This window comes from Halochromatium sp. NSM3 (assembly GCF_059621085.1).
The window spans coordinates 51,961-69,758 of record NZ_JCAQIA010000007.1; the positions used below are offsets into that span (position 1 = coordinate 51,961).

The following is a 17,798-nucleotide window of genomic DNA, read 5'->3' on the forward strand; positions in this document are numbered from 1 at the left end:
ATTGAAACGCAAGTATTTCGGCACCGATGGGATTCGTGGACGCGTTGGCGATCCGAGCGTCAGCCCGGATTTCGTCCTCAAGCTCGGCTGGGCCGCCGGCCGGGTGCTCGGCCGCAGCGATGGCAGCACGGTCCTGATCGGCAAGGACACCCGCATCTCGGGGTATATGTTCGAGTCCGCGCTCGAAGCCGGGCTGGTCGCCGCTGGCGTCGATATCCGTCTGCTGGGGCCGATGCCGACGCCTGGGGTTGCCTATCTGACCCGCACCTTTCGCGCCGCCGCCGGTATCGTGATTACGGCGTCCCATAATCCGTATGACGATAACGGCATCAAGTTCTTCTCGGGTGATGGCGATAAGCTGCCCGACGCGATCGAGTATGAGATCGAGGCGGCGATCGATCAGCCGCTGCGCACCGTGCCCTCGGCCGACCTCGGCAAGGTAAGGCGGGTCGAGGATGCCGCCGGGCGCTATATCGAGTTCTGCAAGAGCAGCATCCCGCCGTCGACCTCGCTCAAGGGCCTCAAGCTGGTGCTCGACTGCGCGCATGGCGCCACCTACAACGTCGCCCCCTATGTCTTCGAGGAACTCGGCGCCGAGGTCGTGACCATCGGCGCGCGCCCCGATGGCTTCAACATCAATCGCGAAGTCGGTTCGACCAAGCCGGCTGCCCTGGCCGAGACAGTGCTCGCCGAGGGTGCCGAGCTTGGCATCGCCTTCGATGGCGATGGCGATCGGTTGATGATGGTCGATGCCGAGGGGCGGCTCATCGATGGCGATGCGCTGATCTATATCATCGCGCAATCGCGATTGAGCCATGATGCGCTGCGCGGCGCCGTCGTCGGCACCCTGATGAGTAACCTCGGTTTCGAACTCGCGCTGCGGCGATTGGGGATCGATTTCGTCCGCACCCAGGTTGGCGATCGTTACATCATGGAACGGCTCAAGCAAGACGGCGGCATGCTGGGTGGCGAGCCCTCGGGGCACATCATCTGCCGGGATCGGACCACCACCGGCGATGGCATCATCGCCGCGCTGCAGGTGCTGCAGGCGCTGATCGATGCCGATGTCAAGCTCGCCGATGCGGTGCGGCCGGTCGAGTCCTATCCGCAGGTGTTGATCAATGTGCGCCTCGAGCAGCGCATCGATGTCATGTCACGACCGCGTATTCAGGACGCGGTGCGCGATGCCGAGTCGGACCTCGGCGAGCAGGGGCGCATCCTGCTGCGTCTCTCCGGGACCGAGCCGCTGGTGCGGGTGATGGTCGAAGGCGCCGATGCTGGCATGGTGCAGACGCTTGCCGAGCAACTTGCGGCCCTGGTGCGCGACGAGTTGGGGGCCTGAGCCGATGTCGACGACCTCGATGCATGGCATGTGGTCATCGCGCCTCGCCTTTATCCTCGCGGCGACGGGCTCTGCGGTCGGCCTCGGCAATATCTGGCGTTTCCCGTACACCGCAGGCGAATATGGCGGTGGCGCCTTCGTCCTCATCTATCTGCTCTGCGTGGCCGCTATCGGCATTCCGATCATGATCGCCGAGGTCATGCTCGGGCGGCGCGGCCGGCAGAGTCCGATCAATACCATGCGCGCGCTGGCGGCGCAGCAGGGTGTGCATCCGGCTTGGCAACTGCTCGGTTGGATAGGCATCCTGTGCGGGTTCTTGATCCTGTCCTTCTATAGCGTGATCGCGGGCTGGACGCTGGCCTATGTCTTTCGTGCCGGCAGTGGGCAGTTCTCAGGCATCGATGGAGTTGGTTCCGAGGCCATCTTCGGTGCGCTGATGGCGGACCCCGAGCGGCTCTTGGCCTGGCATACCATCTTCATGGTGTTGGTGGTGATGATCGTCGCACGCGGTGTTGTCAGTGGTTTGGAGCGCGCCGTACGCTTCTTGATGCCGGCGCTGTTTGTCTTGCTGATCATCATGGTGCTGTATGCGGCTCAGGCGGGAGACCTCGGAGCGGGGTTCTCGTACTTGTTCACCCCGAATTTTTCCGCGCTCAGAGCCAATGCTGGGGAGGCAATCCTGAGCGCGATGGGACAGGCGTTCTTCAGCCTGAGCTTGGGCATGGGCGCGATCATGATCTATGGCTCCTATCTCAGCAGCCAGGCCTCGATCGGCGCCAATGTGGCAATCATCGCCGGCATGGACACCCTGGTGGCGGTACTGGCTGGGCTGGCGATCTTTCCGATCGTCTTCGCCAACGGCCTCGAGCCGAGCGCCGGCCCCGGGCTGATCTTCCAGACGCTGCCCGTTGCCTTCGGGCAGATGCCGTTCGGCGCCTTGTTCGGTGTGCTGTTCTTCCTGTTGCTCGCGTTCGCCGCCTGGACCTCGGCGATCTCATTGCTCGAGCCGATGGTCGCCTACCTGGTCGAGAACAAGGACTTCAGCCGGGTTCGCGCATCGCTGCTGGCAGGCGGCACGGTTTGGCTGCTCGGCATCGCCTGTCTGCTGTCGCTGAACGCATGGTCCGGTTTCATGGTGTTCGGTAAGGGGATCTTGGACCTCTTCGATTATCTGACCGCCAACGTGCTGCTACCGCTTGGCGGTATCCTGATCGCGATCTTTGCCGGCTGGATCCTCGACGATCAGGTGTCACGCGCCGAACTCGGTGTCAGCAGTGGCGCCTGGCTGTATCGTCTGTGGCGCGCGCTGATCCGCTGGGTCGCGCCGCTCTGTGTCATCCTTGTGTTTTTGAATGCGATTGGACTGATTTGACGTGCCACAGGTAAAGAAAAGCGCGCTGGTGCGTCACTCGACGCAACAGATGTTCGACCTAGTGGCGGACGTGGAGGGCTATCCGCGATTTCTGCCCTGGTGTCAATCAGCGACCTTGCTGTCGCGCAACGACGATGAACTGTGCGGCCGCATCGAGGTCGCCCGGCTTGGGGTGCGGCAGGTGTTCGCGACCTGCAACAAGCTCGAGCCCCCAGAGCGTATGTACTTGGGCCTCAAAGAGGGGCCCTTCCGAAAACTCAACGGCGTCTGGATCTTCACCGCGCTGCGCGAGGATGCCTGCAAGGTCGAACTGGAACTGGATTTCGAGTTTTCCGGGCGCCTCATCGACAAGGCCTTCGGTGGCGTCTTCGGGCAGATCGCCAACTCCCTGGTGGACGCCTTTTGCAAACGAGCGGATGAGATCTATGGAGACTGAGAAGACTGTCGACGTCGAAGTCGCCTATGCGCGCGAGCGTGCGCAGGCACTGATACCGGTGAAGGGGCAGCCGGGGATGACCCTGGCCGATGCGATCGAGCGCTCCGGCATCCTCGCGCGATTCCCCGAGATCGATCTCGGGGTGAACAAGGTGGGTCTCTTCGGCAAGGTCGCCAAGCTCGATCAGGTCTTGGCGAGTGGTGATCGGGTCGAGATCTATCCACCGTTGATCGCTGATCCGAAGCAGGCGCGCAAGCAGCGCGCGGCTGGCTCCAGTGGCACCAAGGCCGCGACAGCCAGCACCTGAGTGTGTCCTCGGCGGATAGGGCGCTTTAGTCGACGGTCTCGACGCCGACGGCATTCAGCGCGCGGTTGAACAGACCGCGATCGTCTTGCCAATCGGGCACCTCGACGATCACGGTCTCGTCCTCGAATGCGGTGAGTGCTTCGGCCGGGTCGGGCCGCGCGAATCCATCGATACTCACGAGTTGGTCGTCTTCGAACCAGAGCGTGAGTCGCTTGCTCTCCATCGGCGCATGACCGCGACGAATGGTGTAGAGGTAATCCCAACGGTCGGTGTGGAACATATCGGTGAGCAAGGGTGTGCCGAGGACAAAACGCACCTGCTCGCGATTCATCCCGAGCTGGATCTGGTTGACCATGCGCTCGGTGATGATATTCCCTTGCTGGACTGTCATCTTGTAGACAAAGGGCAGGTTCGACAGCATCGAGCCGCTTGGTGGCGCATCGGGTTTCTTGCCACGCGCGCAGCCGGTGCTCGCCAACAGGGTCGCGAGGATTAGGATCGAGCTAAGAATGACAAGCCTTCGCATCAATCTGTTATAAAGACCGGATGAAACAAACATAGATGGTACCGCACATGAGCGAACGGCATCATTTTCTTGAGCAGGCGCCGCGTGCCGCGTGGACTGATGAGTAAGCAGCCCATGGAGAATCAGCACCAGATCAAGCAGGCTGGACTCAAGGTCACTGTCCCGCGACTGAAGATCCTCCATATCCTGGAGACCAGCGAGCAGCGACACCTGAGCGCCGAAGAGGTCTACAAGGAACTCCTGGCCGCCGATGAGGAGATCGGCCTGGCGACCGTCTACCGGGTGTTGACTCAGTTCGAGGGCGCCGGGTTGGTCATCCGCCACCATTTCGAAGGCGGACAATCGGTGTTCGAGCTGAATCGGGGGGGGCACCATGATCACCTCGTCTGCGTCAAATGCGGCGCTGTGGTCGAGTTCTTTGACGAGGTGATCGAGGAGCGCCAGCGGGCCGTCGCCGAACAGAACGGGTTCAAGATCGTTGAGCATGCGCTGGTCATCTATGGCGATTGCCTCCAGGGCGAGGACTGTCCGCGACGCTCGGCGATCAAGCGGGGGGCGTGATCAGAATCCAGGTCGATCTGGAGCTGCAACAGCTCTCGCTCTATTGCGGGGACGCGCTGCTGGAGGTGACCTCTGTGTCGACGGCGGCGCGTGGTCCGGGCGAGCTGAACGGCAGCGGTTGCACACCGCGCGGCTTGCACCGCATTCGCCTCAAGGTGGGGCAGGGCTGTCCGAGCGGTGCCGTGTTCCGCGCACGCCGTTGGACCGGTGAGGTCTATTCGGGCGCGCTGGCGGCTGCGGCGCCGCAGCGGGATTGGATACTGAGCCGCATCCTCTGGCTCACCGGCTGCGAGCCGGGGTGGAATCGGGGTGGCTCGGTGGATACGCTGCGTCGCTTTGTCTACATCCACGGCTGCCCGGAGACCGAGCCGATGGGGGTGCCACGCTCGCAGGGCTGTATTCGCATGCGCAATGCCGATGTGATCCGGCTCTGCGACCTGGTGCCGGTCGGTTGTCCGGTGCTGATCGGCTGATCCGCCGCCGAGACACCGCCTTATGGGGCCGACAATGCCATCGGCCTGTACTCTACGAACCGCCGATCAGGACACAGGGTTGCCGAGATGGCCAGCAGCTTCATGATGAGGGCACACGCCGATCAACGTCCCGGCCAGCGGCGGCTGGGACCGGTGATGCTGGATCTCGGCGGGATCGAACTCAGCGCCGAGGACCGCGAGCTCTTGCGTCATCCGGCGGTTGGTGGCGTCATCCTGTTCCAACGCAATTTCACCGCGCCCGCTCAACTCACCGCGCTGACCCAGTCCATCCGCGCCCTCGATGAGCGGCGTCTGTTGATCGCGGTCGATCAGGAGGGCGGGCGCGTCCAGCGCTTCCGCGAGGGCCTCACGCGGTTGCCGGCGGCGGCGCGCTTCGGCAAGCTCTATGAGCGTGATGCGCGCTCGGCCCTCGATGCCGCCCGCGCCGTCGGTTGGCTGATGGCGATTGAGCTGCGTCAGCTCGGTGTCGATTTCAGTTTCGCGCCCGTGCTCGATGTCGAGCAAGGACTGAGCTGCGTCATCGGTGACCGCGCCTTTGCCACCACGCCGGAGGCGGTGGCCACGCTGGCGACGGCCTGGCTGGACGGGGTGCATGCCGCAGGCATGGCCGGCTGTGGCAAGCACTTTCCCGGCCATGGCGGTGTGGTCGCCGATTCGCATCTGGAATTGCCCGAGGATCAGCGCCCGCTCAGTGCGCTGGAGCCCTGCGATCTGCTGCCGTTCCGCCGCTTGATGGCACAGGGGCTGGAGGCGGTGATGCCGGCGCATGTGCGCTATTCTGCCATCGCTCCCGAGCCGGCTGGTTTTTCAACCTTTTGGCTGCGTGAGCTGCTAAGAGACCGCTTGCGCTTCGATGGCGCCATCATCAGCGATGATCTCAACATGGCCGCCGCTGATGCCGGCGGCTCACCGGCCGCGCGAGCGCTTGCCGCCCTGCAGGCCGGTTGTGACCTGGTGCTGATCTGCAACAATCGCGAGGCAGCGGTCGCGGTGGTGGATGCGGTGGCGGATTGGCGCCTGCCGGCGTCAGCGGCCCGCTTGGAACGACTGCGCGGCCGCTCGCTGATCGATCTGACGCGTCATGATCGCCGGCAAGCCGCTTTAGAGGCGATCGCTCGCTTGCAGGATCTCGACTGAGGAGCGGCAAGCGGGGCGGCAGCCGTCTCGAATCATCAAGGGCCGTGGCGATCCGACCGCGTCCAGGAGCAAATAACAGAACAGCCATGAACAAGATGAATCAGGAGCAATACCAGGCCATCGCCGCGCGCACCGAGTGTCTGGTGTCCAGCGCCGAGGTCGAGGCCGCGCTGGAGCGGATGCGCGAGGCGATCCGTGCGCGACTCGGCGCTCACGACCCAGTCGTACTCTGTGTGATGACCGGGGGCATCGTCGCGACGGGGCTGTTGTTGCCACGTCTCGATTTTGCATTGCGGCTCGACTATGTGCATGCCACGCGCTATCGCGGCGAGACCAGCGGCGGCGAGATCGAGTGGCGCCACCGGCCCTCGGCGGCGGTGCGCGGCGAGCATGTGCTGGTGATCGACGATATTTTTGACGAGGGTTTGACGATGGAAGCCATCGTCAAGGCCTGCCACGAGGATGGCGCGGCCTCTGTGGTCAGCGCGGTGCTGGTCGAGAAGGAGCGCGAGCGCCAATGCGACTATCGCCCGGACATCGTTGGGCTGCGGGTGCCGGACCGTTATGTGATGGGCTATGGGCTCGACTATAAGAGCTATTTCCGCAACGCCGATCGCATCCTCGCAGCTAGCGAGGCGGACATCTGATCGTGGCCAGGGTCGACCTCAGCGAATTCTGTAAAAAGCTAATATAATGAATGGCTTTTTGACAATCTGGTGGTGATGGGCTAAACCAGAGGGAACCGGGACGCCCTCCCTCCCGCAGGGTGAGCATCCTGCTCACGTGCAACGATGCGCCAAGACATCGGCGGGCCGGGGGACTCTCTCAGCGTTCCCGTCAATGATGTAGGAGGATGGTAATGCAGACACTCGACGGCTATCGCACCAGTCATGCTGAGCTGCGCCAGATGATCGACGACCTCAGATCGCTCACGGCGCCCGAGCAGCTCAAAATCAGGCCCAATGCCAAGACCGCCTATCAGTTGCTTTGCGATCTTGCGAAGAAGGTCAAGCTTCACCTGGCGGAGGAAGACAAGCAGCTCTATCCGAACCTACTGATTCATGAAGATCCGAGGATCAAATCGATCGCTTGGGGCTTCATCAGCGGGGAGAAGCCGCTGCGTCGGTCCTTCGATGAGTATTACAAACGCTGGCTGAAGAACTGCGATTTCAACTTTACCGATGAGTTCTTGGAACAGACGCACGAGATCTTCGATATGCTCGCGTACCGGATCGACCGCGAAGAACAGGTGCTGTTTCCGAAACTCCTCGAGATCGGGATCTTTGCCGAGCAGCCAGAGCAACCAGAGCAGCGCGTCTGACGTCAGGTCGCCGAGCCATGCTCATGTAAGGCCGAGCCGTGCTCATGTAAGTATTCAAGTGCCGCTCGGGTCCAGTACAATGTCACGCCTGCGGTCTAGGAGTGACATTCATGTCTGCGTTGGCGATTATTGGTGGTTCCGGTTTTGATGCGTTCCCAGGCCTCAAGGTCCAGGAGCACAAGCGGGTCGAAACGCGCTACGGCACCACTTCGGCACCCCTGGTGCATGGTCTTCTCAATGGGCGCCCGCTCTGGTTCCTGGCCCGCCATGGACCAGAACACCGACTCCCCCCGCATCGGATCAACTACCGGGCCAATATCCAGGCGCTCGCCGACGTCGGTTGCACGGCCATCGTCGGCCTGGGTGCCGTCGGCGGCATCCATCCGAGCTGCGCGCCCGGAGTGCTGTGCGTCCCCGATCAGCTCATCGATTACACCTACGGGCGGGCCCATAGCATCTTCGATGACAAGGATGCGGGCGTTGAGCATATCGAGTTCACCCAACCTTACGACGATTCCATGCGGCAGGCACTGCTTGCGGCGGCAGCCGATGCTGGCATTGCGCTGCGGGATGGTGGAACCTATGGCGTGAGCCAAGGGCCGCGTCTTGAAACAGCCGCCGAGATCCGCCGCATGGCCCAGGATGGCTGTGATCTCGTCGGCATGACAGCGATGCCGGAGGCCGCCCTAGCGCGCGAACTCGGTCTCGACTACGCCACGCTTGCGTTTGTCGTCAACTGGGGCGCCGGCCTCAGCGATGAAGCGATTACCATGGCAGCGATCAACGCACAGATCGAGCGCTGCGCAGATGAGATCGGGCGCCTGCTGGCGTTGCTTGTCGAACGGCGCCCAGGGCTCTAACCCTAACCCCCACCAACAAACGACTTGCGGAGACATGATCATGGCTGACGACCAGGAGAACACCCCAGAACAGGGCGCGGAAGAGCAGGCTGCGGCGGACAACACGGAGCGGCCGAAGCAGCGCATGGGATTCTTGCCGAAGCTTATCCTCTGGAGCCTTGTGCTGTTGTTCGGATTCCTCTATCTGGGTTCGCTGGAACGCCAACCTGGAGAGCCCTTCATTCCCTTCACCAAGAATGACAGCGAACGCCAAGCGCCAGAGGCTGCAGCGCCACAGGTGACTGATTCGGCGACGCCGCAAGCCGATCAGGCTCAATCCCAGCCGCCAGCGGCGGCTGAGCCGGCGCCCAAGCCGGCATCCGAGCCCGTTGCCAAGACGGCGCCGCCAGCGAGCAAGCCGGCCGCAGAGACACCGGCGGCGACCAAGGCCGATGTCAGCAAGCAAGAGGCCGAAGCCTTTGCCCGGGCGTTGATGACGAAGAAGCCCGAGTCTGACGCCAAGCCGACTCCAAGCGCTCCGTCTGCCGCCAAGACGAGCGAGCAAACCGCATCCACCGAGAAGTCCGCTGCGGATACGCGTTCTAGCGTGAACGAAACGGCTTCCTCGGGTGCCAAGCAGACTCAGGCGGCGACGGGCGCCGATACGGCGTCGAATGCGCCAGCATCGGCGGGCGATTGGGCAGCGCAACGTCGCGCTCAAATCGAAGCCTACTATGCCGAACAACGGCGCCAGGCCGAGGCCTTCGCGCGTCAGCGTTGGGAAGCGATGCAGCGCATGCAACCCGCAGGACCGCCGGGGATGCCGCCTGCGGCACCTTATGGCCCCTATGGTCGGTGGCCAGCACCTGCTGCGCCTGGCTATTATCCCAACGCGCCAATGGCCCCTCAGCCTAACTGATCCAGGTTATCGCTGAGATGCGAGCGGGGTCGAGCGACCCGCTCGCGCGCTGACGCCCTTCCCTTACTCCCAGCGAAAGAGACGGGCGGCAATGGCGATCAGGATGGTCGCCATCGCCAGCAACAAGGCGAGCTGTGGCGCAACGTCCAGCAGTCCCGCACCGTCGATCATGATGGCGCGCGCACCTTCGACGAGGTACCTCAGGGGCATCAGCGTCGAAAGGGCCTGAGCTGCGGCGCTGGTCCCCTCCATCGAAAACCACACCCCCGAGAGCAGCAGCATCGGCCAGGACAGCAGGTTGAGCAGTCCGTCGGCCAATTCCTCGGTGCGCAGCCGCGCGGCAACGATCAGGCCCAGGCTGATCATGCAGAGGGCGCCGGCAATATAGATCAGGATCAGCGCCAGATACGAGCCACGCATCGGGACGTCGAGGAACAGCAGCGCGCCGCCGTAGACCACGAGGCTTGAGACGAGCACGACTATCAGCCGCGACAGGATCTGTGCCATTAGGAATTCGAGCGGTGTCAATGGAGTAGCCTTGAGGCGCCGCAGGACGCCGTTCTTACGGTAGCGCACGACGACCCAACCGACGCCCCAGAGACTCGAGAACATCAGGTTCATCGCGAGCACGCCGGGGAGCGCCCAGTCGGCATAGCTCAGGGCCTCGCCCGTGGCGATCTCGCGTTGCGGGGTTGGCTTGTTCTCGGTTTGATCGGCGATTGAGCCTAAGAGCAGACGCTCGACGATGGAGCCGTTCGGGGACTCGGGGTTGATCCAATACCGGGATGGAGTGTTGGGATCGAGCAGCAGATCCAGTTGGTGTCTCGCAACCTTGGCGATGCCCGCCGCTTGGTCCGTGACTGGAACGAATTGAATCGCATTGATCGCGAGAAATGCGTCGAGTTCGCCGGTGATCACCGGCGCTCTGGGTGCGGCGTCGTTGTCGCTGAGCAGCCCAACCTTGAACAGGATTTGGCTGCCGGCGCCGAAGATGAACGCGAAGGCAACGATCATCAGCACCGGCATCAGCATATTCCACACCAGCCCAGCGGTGTCGCGATAGAACTCGCGGTTGCGGGCGATGAAGATGGCCAGGATGCGTTTCCAACTCGCTCTAGCCATGGCTGCGGGCGCGCTGGCTCGGCGTCGCCTTGGCATCGCATTGGATGTCATCATGGGTCAGGCTCTGAGGCTGTGGCCGGTCAATTTGAGGAAGAGATCCTCGAGGCTCGGGCGGTCGACGCGCAGATCGATCAGCGAAGCGCCATGCCGCTCCAGTTGCTCGAGTGCCGCAGGCACCTCATCGACGTAGAGTTCGATGCTGGTGTCGCGACGCTCGGCGTTCGCCGGCAGGGGCTCATCAGTGGGCCAAGCACTGCTCGGCAGCCGCAGGATGGCGGCGGGGAAATGCGCTTGAATGAGTGCGTTCGGTCGGCCTTGAATCAGGATGCGTCCGTGATCGATGATCGCGATCTCGTCGCAAAGGCGCTCCGCCTCTTCCATGTAATGGGTCGTGATCAGCAGGGTGGTGCCGCGCGCGAGCACGCGATCGATCAGCGCCCAGAAGTTGCGTCGCGCTTGAGGATCGAGGCCCGTGGTGGGCTCGTCGAGAAAGATCAGCGCCGGGTCGTTCACCAGCGCGATGGCTAGCAGCAGGCGTTGGCGCTGGCCGCCGGAGAGCTGACGGGTGTCGCGATCGAGGATCTCGCCGAGATGGCAGAGCTGGATCAGTTCGTCGAGGTCGGCGTGGTGCTGATAGAGGGCCGCGAACATGGCCAGGGATTCGCGCACACGCTGGAAGTCCTGCAGCGCGGTCGCTTGGAATTGGATGCCGATCCGTTCGCGAAACTCGCGATCGAGGGGCCGCCCTTGGAACAGGACGCGCCCAGCGGTTGGGGTTTGAATACCCTCGAGCATCTCGAGCGTGGTCGTCTTACCGGCACCGTTGGGTCCCAGGAGTCCGAAGCACTGACCGGCTCGGACGCCGAGGCTGATGCCATCAACGGCGCGGACGCCCGGGAAGTGTTTTTCCAGGCCTTCCGCCGCGATGAGGAAGGCGGTGTTGGTCATGGGTGCGCATGAAAAAACAGCGAGGCGACACGTCCCTGTGCCGAGAGGGGGCTTGCGCCCCCTAGTGCTGAACGCTCAGATTATTCCTGATCGTTCTTGATGGTATTGATGCCGAACGGGATGTAGGCGCCGCAGGTACCAAGGTAAGCGGTCGCGAGCACGATCAAACCGAGAATGCTCAGCAGCCATGAGCCAGTGATCAGGCCAAAGAGGACCAGGACGCCGGCGGCGGCATAACGGATGTTGCGATCGGTCTGTCCGACATTTTTGACGAGGTTCATAGGGAACTCCTTAGAGGGTGGATGGGGGATAGGGGTATCACGCGGGCCGCTGCGACTGATCGCGGAGGATCAAGGCCACGGCTGCCAAGGCATAGGATGATGGGGACGGTGGCTGAGGATTTCCCGCATCTGGGCCGATGCCAGGGACCATGCCCGTGAATGTGCAGCGGAGTCGCGTTGGACCCACTGCATGTGGTCCGATTATACGGGCAAACTGGCCAGAGGGGCGTTGCGATTGAACAATCGATGCGACGAATGTGCGCTGCTCGTCCAGCAGAGTCGTTATCCTGAGCGTTCACGTCCGTTGCCCCCTCCTGCCGCTGAGCCCCTGTCGTCATGCACGGATTCCACTTATCCCGCGCCCTGTTCTGGGCGGTGATCGCCTTTCTTGGCCTGCTCGCGTTCCGCCCCTGGCTCGAGACCTGGCTGATCGAGCGCGAGGCGGTACCAAGAGCCGTGACGGCGCGCGGGGAGTTGGCGGCCGATGAGCGCTCGACGATCGCGATCTTTGAGTCCGTCAGCCCCTCGGTGGTGTATCTCACCACCACGAACCAGGTGATCAGCCCGTGGACGCAGGATCTAAGCGAAGTTCGTCGCGGGACCGGCTCCGGCTTCGTGTGGGACGACCAGCGCCATATCGTGACCAACTGGCATGTGGTTGCCGAGGCTAGCGCGGCCTGGGTGCGGCTGGCCGATCAGCGCAGTTTCCGCGCCGAGCTGATCGGCAAGAGTCCGGCCCATGATCTGGCCGTGCTCAGGATCAGCGGCGCCTGGCAGGCGCCGACGCCGGTGCCGATCGGGCGCAGCGCCGATCTCAAGGTCGGGCAGAAGGTGTTTGCGATCGGCAATCCGTTCGGCTTCGATTACAGCCTCACCACCGGCGTGGTCTCGGCCTTGGAGCGCAGCGTCTACAACGAGCGCTCGGGCGAGATCAGGGGCCTGATCCAGACCGACGCGGCGATCAATCCGGGTCACTCGGGCGGTCCCTTGCTCGACAGCGCGGGGCGGCTGATCGGCATCAACACGGCCATCTTTAGCGCCTCGGGCACCTTCACCGGGATCGGCTTCGCGGTGCCGGTGGACACCATCAATCGCGTGGTGCCGCAACTGATCGCGCGTGGCCATTACAGGCGACCGCGCATCGGCATCCTGGGCGACGATGGCGTGAGCCGACCGATCCTGAAACAGCTCGGGGTCGAGGGGGTGTTGGTGCTCGGTGTCGGCGCGGGCTCGCCCGCCGCGAGCGCGGGGCTGATCGAGACGCGGGTGAGCCCGGCGGGAGACATCCTGCCGGGCGACATCATTCAGCGGGTGGACGGGCACGCGGTCAGCAAGATGAACGATCTGACCCAGATCCTGGAACAGTATCAGGTTGGTGACCGGGTGACGCTTGCGATCCTCAGGGATGGCCGCCGTGTTGAGGTGCCCGTCGACCTCGGTGGCGAGGCGGTGGGTCGGGATTGAGCGCGCCTTCGCCAGTGAGGGCGTCTTCGTGCCTCAGCCGAGTCCGCAAACACCGGTTGGGCAGCAGCCACCGGCGCCACAGGCGGGCGCTGGCGCCGCGCCGCTGCCCAGCGCGCTGCTCGAGATCAGGTTGCCGCCGGTGGCCATGCGGCTGACCGGGGTCGATGCGGGGGTGTCGCCACAGGGGATCTCGGCGCGCGCGCAAAGCTCGCCCCAAGTGCGGATGGTGTCGCTCATGCGATGGTTGACCTCGACCACTTGGCCGTTGGTCTCACAGCGATAATCATAGGTTGGCATGGATGGATCTCCGTTTATCCGTCGTCATTGATAGCGCGCGATGATAGCAATCGGGGGCGATAAACTCAGTCGCCGGGCAGGATCGGCGTCGTCGCTCCCTGTTCCGGGTCGGGCTCGGTGCTGAACCAGGCCAGCTTGTCGCGCAACCGCACCACCTCGCCGACGATGACCAGGGTGGGCGGCTGCGGAGGATCGGCCTCAACCTCGGCCAGGATGGTCGCCAAGGTGCCGACATACACCTTCTGCATGTGGGTGGTGCCCTGTTGGACCAGTGCTACCGGCATCTGGGGTGAGACCCCATGCTCGACCAATTTATCGACGATCTGCGGCAGGCCAACCAGGCCCATGTAGAACACCACCGTCTGCTTGGGTTGTGCCAACTGGGGCCAGTTGAGATCGATGCTGTGATCCTTGAGATGGCCAGTCACGAAGGTGACCGATTGCGCATAGTCGCGATGGGTCAGCGGGATGCCGCCATAGCAGGCACAGCCATTGGCGGCAGTGATGCCGGGCACGACCTGGAAGGGCACGCCTTCGGCGGCCAGGGTGTCGATCTCCTCGCCGCCGCGGCCAAAGATGAAGGGATCGCCGCCCTTGAGCCGCAGCACGCGGTGGCCTTCCTTGGCGAGGCGGGCGAGGAGCTGGTTGATCTCTTCTTGGCGCATCGTATGCTGATTGCGCTGCTTGCCGACGTAGATATGCTCGGCATCGCGACGCACCATGTCGATGATCGGTTTGGCGACGAGGCGGTCGTAGACCACCACATCGGCCTGTTGCATCAGGCGCAGGGCGCGGAAGGTGAGCAGGTCCGGGTCGCCTGGGCCGGCGCCCACCAGATAGACCTCACCCGTGCTGGCCTGGGTGCCGGCGGCGAGTTCTTTTTCCATTGCCACCTTGGCCTCGGCGAGGTGACCGGAGAAGATGCGTTCGGCGACCCCGCCTTGCAGCACCCGATCCCAGAAGCGGCGGCGATCGCGCTGCTGGTCGAAGCGCGCCTTCACCTGATCGCGATAGTCGGCGCAGAGTTCGGCGAGGCGCCCGTAACCGGCTGGCACCAGTGACTCCAGCCGCGCCCGGATCATGCGCGCGAGGACCGGCGAGGCGCTGCCGGTCGAGACGGCGACCACCACCGGCGAGCGGTCGATGATCGACGGCATGATGAAGGTACAGTCCTCGGGCTGATCGGCGACGTTGACCGGGATGCCGCGCGAGTTGGCTAGAGCGGCAATCTGTCGATTGACGTCACGATCGTCGGTGGCCGCGATCACCAACCGCATCCCCTCGATGTCGCCCTCTTGGAAGCAACGGGCGTGATAGCGGATCTCGGTCTCATCGACGCGCGCGCGGAATTCAGGCGCCAAGGTCGGTGCCACGACGTTGATCTGGGCGCCGGCGCGCTTCAGGTTCTCGAGCTTGCGCAGCGCGATCGGGCCGCCGCCGACGACCAGACAAGGCTTGGCTTTGATATCCAGGAAGATGGGCAGGTGTTCCATCGTTTGAGCATGCCTCTCGGGGCGAAACGGTAAGGGTCGGAAGCGCTCGCTTGCGCTGCTGGCGCTCGGCCTCGGCGCGTCCGGGCCGGGCGTGCGAGCCGGTGCTAGGCTGGAATCAAGCGCCCATCAGACCAATGATCATACGCTGTACTCCGGCGGTCTGGGGCCGATCGCGGGGGCAAGAACCGGCGACGCCTGCTTTCAGACATGTTAATATACTGAAATACTTGGTGATTGGGTAGCCTAAGGTGGTCACAGAGATTGATTCCGACACGCTGAAGTCGCGGCTGAGCGATGGCGACGATATCCTGCTGGTCGATGTCCGCACGCCCTCGGAGGTGGCGCAAGGGGCCTTGCCGAACGCCATTCACATCCCGATGGCGGTCATCCCCGTGCGCGCGGCGGAGCTGCCTCGCGATCGATCGGTGGTGATCTATTGCCGCAGCGGTGCACGCTCGTATCACTGCTGTCAGTTTCTGGCCCAGCAGGGCTTCGAGAACGCCCTCAACCTGCGTGGCGGCATCATTGCCTGGGCCCGCCACGGCTACGAGATGGGGCCGCTCGGCGGCACCTGAGCGCCCGGTGCGAGGTGCAATGCCATCCCCCCGATATTGCCTTTTTGTCTGGTTTCGGCTAAAAATCAGCAGCTTCGTTTGTGCTGAAATACTAACGCACAAACGTGGGTCTTAGACTAGAAACGGATCTCCCGTTTTCCAACACAGAGTGCGAGGTTTATTCGATGGCGGACTTCGATCAAGAACTGGACGCAAGCGGTCTCAACTGCCCCCTGCCGATCCTGCGTGCGAAGAAAACCCTCAATGGCATGGAAGCGGGTCAGGTGCTGCACGTGATCGCGACCGATCCCGGGTCGGTCAAGGACTTCGATGCCTTCTCCAAGCAGACCGGCAACGAGCTGATGGAATCGAAGGAAGACGGTGGCAAGTTTCACTTCATGATCAAGAAGAACTGACCTCCGGCTTACCCCTTACAACACCACAGGGGCTCGGCCACCGGGCTCCATTCGGAGGACACGATGGACGACAAGAAACTGGCCATCATCGCCACCAAGGGCTCGCTCGATTGGGCCTATCCCCCCTTTATCCTGGCATCGACCGCAGCCGCGCTCGGCTATGAGACGCAGATATTCTTCACCTTCTACGGGCTGCAGTTGCTGAAGAAAAAGCTCGATCTTCAGGTGACGCCGCTCGGCAATCCCGGGATGCCCATGCCGATGGGCATGGATAAGTGGTTCCCGGTCCTAGGCATGACTCTGCCCGGTATGCAGGGCATGATGACCAAGATGATGAAGAAGACGATGAAGGACAAGGGCGTTGCCAGCGTCGATGAGCTGCGCGAACTCTGCCAGGAAGCGGATGTGAAGATGATCGCCTGCCAGATGACGGTCGACTTGTTCGATATGGATTCGGCGGAATTTATCGACGGTGTCGAGTATGCCGGCGCCGCAGCCTTCTTCGAGTTCGCTGGCGAGAGCGATATCTGCCTATATATCTAGGCGCCGGAGAAAAGAAAGGCCGTTCCAGTGGAGCGGCCTATTAAAATGCGCGGCGAGGTGTGCGCGCTTAGGGGGAACGGGGCAGGAGCGCTGTAGCGCCTGCGTTCAAAAGGCGTCGAACGACTTGCTGACGGCGAGTCCAATGAGATGCGCGTTGGCTTCGTAATCGCCGTCGATGGCATTGGTTCCATTGATCTCGGCACCCCCTAGATAGGGGGTCGCGCTGCGATACGTGCGATCCTCGAACTGCACATACATGTAGCCGGCCTCGAGCTGCCAACCATCGCCGAGATGGTGGCCGACGCCGATGCCGAACAGGTGACGATCGTTGTCTGGAACCCGGGCGCTGAAATGCGCATCGCCCTGCGGCGTTTCATCGTAGGAGTAGCCGACACGCAACTGCGTCTGTTCTTGAAGCTGATAGGTGATGCCGACTCGATAGGCATTGGCGTCTTCCCAGTCGTTGCGATCCTCGAACAGGATGGCGCCATTGAGATCCCCCGTCACCTGAATCGTCTCGAAGTTGCTCCAGCCAGTGCGGGTCCAATCGACCTCGACCGCAAGCGCCGGGGTGAACGCGTAACGGGCGCCGAGCTGTAGCCGCCACGGCAAGTCCAAATCCAACTCCGCCGTTTGACTCGGTTGCAGCGCGCCGATGAGCAGCAGCGTCGGGTCCAACACGCTGTAGCTGCCCTCGACGTTGATGGTGGCGCTTGAGTGGACGTTGATCCCCGCGCTGAACGGCCCCTTGGCGTAGAGCGCACTGAGATTGAAGCCGAGCCCGGTGCCGTCACCCTCGAGCTGGGTCATCGTTGAGTTGAGTTTGGCCGACTTCACCCAGTAGAGATCGGCACCGATGGCAACGCCCAGCTCATCCGAGAGCGCATAGGTGAGGGTGGGCACGACGGCGAGGATCTCGAGGCTGCTCTGCGTCGGCTGCGGGCTTGCGGGCACGCTGCCGCCGGGGCCATTGGGCGGTGGTGGTAACGGGATGCGGTTGGTCAGTGGCGTGAAAGTGTCGGTGTTCCAGCGCGTTTCCAGGCCGAAGGGCGCATTCATACTGAGGCCGGCGGACCAGCGTTCACTGAGCTTGATGGCACCCTGAAGCATGGGAGCGGCAAGCCAATTCGCCCCAGCACTGTCGCGGCTGCCGTCGGCAGTCTCCACCGAGAACTCTGGCCCGATCAGCAGGTTGCCCACCGAGAGCCAGCTCTCGTCGTGGAAGGCGAGCGCGGCCGGATTGTAAGGCACCGCGCCGCGCTCGACGGGATTTGCGACCAACGCATTGGCGGTGCCGATGCCTGCCGCCGAGAGTTCTGGTACCGCGAATCCGGATGCCGAGAGATTCGCTGAAACGCAAACGCCGACGACCCCGCCGGCGGTCGCGAGGTGCGACCAGCAATCGGTGCGCTTTCTAGACATCGGG

22 protein-coding genes are annotated in these 17,798 nt (G+C 63.2%); 15 read left to right on the forward strand and 7 right to left on the reverse strand.

Translation table 11 applies throughout. The features are described 5' to 3' along the window. Position 1: 1 nt before the first annotated feature. The 4 genes from glmM to AC54T3_RS04850 are packed head-to-tail and all read left to right on the forward strand — an operon-like array spanning position 2 to position 3,457. A complete protein-coding gene (gene glmM, locus AC54T3_RS04835) occupies positions 2–1,342 on the forward strand; it encodes a phosphoglucosamine mutase (protein WP_496622792.1) in 1,341 nt (446 codons plus the stop codon). A gap of 4 nt (positions 1,343–1,346) precedes the next feature. Then, positions 1,347–2,714 carry a sodium-dependent transporter gene (locus AC54T3_RS04840; protein WP_496622793.1) on the forward strand — a complete coding sequence of 456 codons (1,368 nt, stop codon included), beginning with the start codon at positions 1,347–1,349 and terminating at the stop codon, positions 2,712–2,714. A gap of 1 nt (position 2,715) precedes the next feature. Continuing rightward, on the forward strand, positions 2,716–3,150 hold the full coding sequence (locus AC54T3_RS04845; RefSeq protein WP_496622794.1) for a type II toxin-antitoxin system RatA family toxin: 435 nt from the start codon (positions 2,716–2,718) through the stop codon (positions 3,148–3,150). Further along, positions 3,140–3,457 (forward strand): RnfH family protein, encoded by a 318-nt coding sequence (locus AC54T3_RS04850; RefSeq protein ID WP_496622796.1) that lies wholly within the window; start codon positions 3,140–3,142, stop codon positions 3,455–3,457. The genes AC54T3_RS04845 and AC54T3_RS04850 overlap by 11 nt, the downstream gene beginning before the upstream one ends. Before the next feature lie 25 nt (positions 3,458–3,482). Here the strand turns inward: AC54T3_RS04850 and AC54T3_RS04855 are convergent, their stop codons facing one another. After that, a complete protein-coding gene (locus tag AC54T3_RS04855) occupies positions 3,483–3,983 on the reverse strand; it encodes an outer membrane protein assembly factor BamE (RefSeq protein WP_496622797.1) in 501 nt (166 codons plus the stop codon). A gap of 114 nt (positions 3,984–4,097) precedes the next feature. On the opposite strand from AC54T3_RS04855, the gene fur reads away from it, so the two are divergent. The 7 genes from fur (at position 4,098) to AC54T3_RS04890 (ending at position 9,254) form a co-directional block, all read left to right on the forward strand. Beyond that, positions 4,098–4,544: a ferric iron uptake transcriptional regulator gene (gene fur / locus AC54T3_RS04860; protein WP_496622878.1), complete on the forward strand. Its 447-nt coding sequence runs from the start codon at positions 4,098–4,100 to the stop codon at positions 4,542–4,544. Continuing rightward, a complete protein-coding gene (locus tag AC54T3_RS04865; RefSeq protein WP_496622798.1) occupies positions 4,541–5,017 on the forward strand; it encodes a L,D-transpeptidase family protein in 477 nt (158 codons plus the stop codon). Before fur ends, AC54T3_RS04865 begins: the two co-directional genes overlap by 4 nt. A 105-nt stretch (positions 5,018–5,122) precedes the next feature. After that, a complete protein-coding gene (gene nagZ, locus AC54T3_RS04870; RefSeq protein WP_496622880.1) occupies positions 5,123–6,175 on the forward strand; it encodes a beta-N-acetylhexosaminidase in 1,053 nt (350 codons plus the stop codon). Between the two features lie 86 nt (positions 6,176–6,261). Continuing rightward, positions 6,262–6,822: a hypoxanthine-guanine phosphoribosyltransferase gene (locus AC54T3_RS04875; RefSeq protein ID WP_496622799.1), complete on the forward strand. Its 561-nt coding sequence runs from the start codon at positions 6,262–6,264 to the stop codon at positions 6,820–6,822. A gap of 212 nt (positions 6,823–7,034) precedes the next feature. Next, positions 7,035–7,496: a hemerythrin domain-containing protein gene (locus tag AC54T3_RS04880; protein WP_496622801.1), complete on the forward strand. Its 462-nt coding sequence runs from the start codon at positions 7,035–7,037 to the stop codon at positions 7,494–7,496. Between the two features lie 110 nt (positions 7,497–7,606). Continuing rightward, positions 7,607–8,356, forward strand: coding sequence for an S-methyl-5'-thioinosine phosphorylase (locus AC54T3_RS04885; protein ID WP_496622802.1), 750 nt, complete (start codon positions 7,607–7,609; stop codon positions 8,354–8,356). A 40-nt stretch (positions 8,357–8,396) separates the two neighbouring features. After that, positions 8,397–9,254 (forward strand): hypothetical protein, encoded by an 858-nt coding sequence (locus AC54T3_RS04890; protein ID WP_496622804.1) that lies wholly within the window; start codon positions 8,397–8,399, stop codon positions 9,252–9,254. A gap of 63 nt (positions 9,255–9,317) precedes the next feature. On the opposite strand, the gene AC54T3_RS04895 is transcribed toward AC54T3_RS04890, so the two are convergent. From AC54T3_RS04895 to AC54T3_RS04905, 3 genes are all read right to left on the reverse strand, one after another. Then, entirely contained in the window at positions 9,318–10,376 is a 1,059-nt protein-coding gene (locus tag AC54T3_RS04895) for an ABC transporter permease (protein ID WP_496622806.1), read from the reverse strand. A gap of 57 nt (positions 10,377–10,433) precedes the next feature. After that, positions 10,434–11,324: an ABC transporter ATP-binding protein gene (locus AC54T3_RS04900; protein WP_496622808.1), complete on the reverse strand. Its 891-nt coding sequence runs from the start codon at positions 11,322–11,324 to the stop codon at positions 10,434–10,436. 80 nt (positions 11,325–11,404) lie between these two features. Next, positions 11,405–11,605 (reverse strand): YgaP family membrane protein, encoded by a 201-nt coding sequence (locus tag AC54T3_RS04905; protein WP_496622810.1) that lies wholly within the window; start codon positions 11,603–11,605, stop codon positions 11,405–11,407. Positions 11,606–11,941: 336 nt separating this feature from the next. Here AC54T3_RS04905 and AC54T3_RS04910 point away from each other — a divergent pair, with 336 nt between their 5' ends. After that, a complete protein-coding gene (locus tag AC54T3_RS04910) occupies positions 11,942–13,069 on the forward strand; it encodes a S1C family serine protease (RefSeq protein ID WP_496622812.1) in 1,128 nt (375 codons plus the stop codon). 33 nt (positions 13,070–13,102) lie between these two features. On the opposite strand, the gene AC54T3_RS04915 is transcribed toward AC54T3_RS04910, so the two are convergent. Together AC54T3_RS04915 and cysG are read right to left on the reverse strand one after the other, a co-directional pair. Further along, positions 13,103–13,366: an FmdB family zinc ribbon protein gene (locus tag AC54T3_RS04915; protein WP_496622814.1), complete on the reverse strand. Its 264-nt coding sequence runs from the start codon at positions 13,364–13,366 to the stop codon at positions 13,103–13,105. A gap of 65 nt (positions 13,367–13,431) precedes the next feature. Further along, positions 13,432–14,859 carry a siroheme synthase CysG gene (gene cysG, locus AC54T3_RS04920; protein ID WP_496622816.1) on the reverse strand — a complete coding sequence of 476 codons (1,428 nt, stop codon included), beginning with the start codon at positions 14,857–14,859 and terminating at the stop codon, positions 13,432–13,434. A gap of 248 nt (positions 14,860–15,107) precedes the next feature. Here cysG and AC54T3_RS04925 point away from each other — a divergent pair, with 248 nt between their 5' ends. The 3 genes from AC54T3_RS04925 (at position 15,108) to dsrE2 (ending at position 16,372) form a co-directional block, all read left to right on the forward strand. Then, on the forward strand, positions 15,108–15,434 hold the full coding sequence (locus tag AC54T3_RS04925; RefSeq protein ID WP_496622818.1) for a rhodanese-like domain-containing protein: 327 nt from the start codon (positions 15,108–15,110) through the stop codon (positions 15,432–15,434). Between the two features lie 164 nt (positions 15,435–15,598). Continuing rightward, on the forward strand, positions 15,599–15,829 hold the full coding sequence (locus tag AC54T3_RS04930; RefSeq protein WP_496622820.1) for a sulfurtransferase TusA family protein: 231 nt from the start codon (positions 15,599–15,601) through the stop codon (positions 15,827–15,829). Positions 15,830–15,892: 63 nt separating this feature from the next. Then, the gene (gene dsrE2 / locus AC54T3_RS04935) at positions 15,893–16,372 is read left to right on the forward strand and encodes a sulfur carrier protein DsrE2 (RefSeq protein ID WP_496622822.1); all 480 of its coding nucleotides are present in this window, start codon (positions 15,893–15,895) and stop codon (positions 16,370–16,372) included. A 105-nt stretch (positions 16,373–16,477) separates the two neighbouring features. Here the strand turns inward: dsrE2 and AC54T3_RS04940 are convergent, their stop codons facing one another. Continuing rightward, a complete protein-coding gene (locus tag AC54T3_RS04940) occupies positions 16,478–17,794 on the reverse strand; it encodes an OmpP1/FadL family transporter (RefSeq protein ID WP_496622824.1) in 1,317 nt (438 codons plus the stop codon). Positions 17,795–17,798: the final 4 nt, after the last annotated feature.

Bases quoted from the DNA above. Each gene is read 5' to 3' on its own strand.
- AC54T3_RS04840 (WP_496622793.1), top strand. From the start codon at position 1,347: ATGTCGACGACCTCGATGCATGGCATGTGGTCATCGCGCCTCGCCTTT.
- AC54T3_RS04850 (WP_496622796.1), top strand. From the start codon at position 3,140: ATGGAGACTGAGAAGACTGTCGACGTCGAAGTCGCCTATGCGCGCGAG.
- AC54T3_RS04855 (WP_496622797.1), bottom strand. From the start codon at position 3,983: ATGCGAAGGCTTGTCATTCTTAGCTCGATCCTAATCCTCGCGACCCTG.
- fur (WP_496622878.1), top strand. From the start codon at position 4,098: ATGGAGAATCAGCACCAGATCAAGCAGGCTGGACTCAAGGTCACTGTC.
- nagZ (WP_496622880.1), top strand. From the start codon at position 5,123: ATGAGGGCACACGCCGATCAACGTCCCGGCCAGCGGCGGCTGGGACCG.
- AC54T3_RS04875 (WP_496622799.1), top strand. From the start codon at position 6,262: ATGAACAAGATGAATCAGGAGCAATACCAGGCCATCGCCGCGCGCACC.
- AC54T3_RS04880 (WP_496622801.1), top strand. From the start codon at position 7,035: ATGCAGACACTCGACGGCTATCGCACCAGTCATGCTGAGCTGCGCCAG.
- AC54T3_RS04885 (WP_496622802.1), top strand. From the start codon at position 7,607: ATGTCTGCGTTGGCGATTATTGGTGGTTCCGGTTTTGATGCGTTCCCA.
- AC54T3_RS04890 (WP_496622804.1), top strand. From the start codon at position 8,397: ATGGCTGACGACCAGGAGAACACCCCAGAACAGGGCGCGGAAGAGCAG.
- AC54T3_RS04895 (WP_496622806.1), bottom strand. From the start codon at position 10,376: ATGGCTAGAGCGAGTTGGAAACGCATCCTGGCCATCTTCATCGCCCGC.
- AC54T3_RS04900 (WP_496622808.1), bottom strand. From the start codon at position 11,324: ATGACCAACACCGCCTTCCTCATCGCGGCGGAAGGCCTGGAAAAACAC.
- AC54T3_RS04905 (WP_496622810.1), bottom strand. From the start codon at position 11,605: ATGAACCTCGTCAAAAATGTCGGACAGACCGATCGCAACATCCGTTAT.
- AC54T3_RS04910 (WP_496622812.1), top strand. From the start codon at position 11,942: ATGCACGGATTCCACTTATCCCGCGCCCTGTTCTGGGCGGTGATCGCC.
- AC54T3_RS04915 (WP_496622814.1), bottom strand. From the start codon at position 13,366: ATGCCAACCTATGATTATCGCTGTGAGACCAACGGCCAAGTGGTCGAG.
- cysG (WP_496622816.1), bottom strand. From the start codon at position 14,859: ATGGAACACCTGCCCATCTTCCTGGATATCAAAGCCAAGCCTTGTCTG.
- AC54T3_RS04930 (WP_496622820.1), top strand. From the start codon at position 15,599: ATGGCGGACTTCGATCAAGAACTGGACGCAAGCGGTCTCAACTGCCCC.
- dsrE2 (WP_496622822.1), top strand. From the start codon at position 15,893: ATGGACGACAAGAAACTGGCCATCATCGCCACCAAGGGCTCGCTCGAT.
- AC54T3_RS04940 (WP_496622824.1), bottom strand. From the start codon at position 17,794: ATGTCTAGAAAGCGCACCGATTGCTGGTCGCACCTCGCGACCGCCGGC.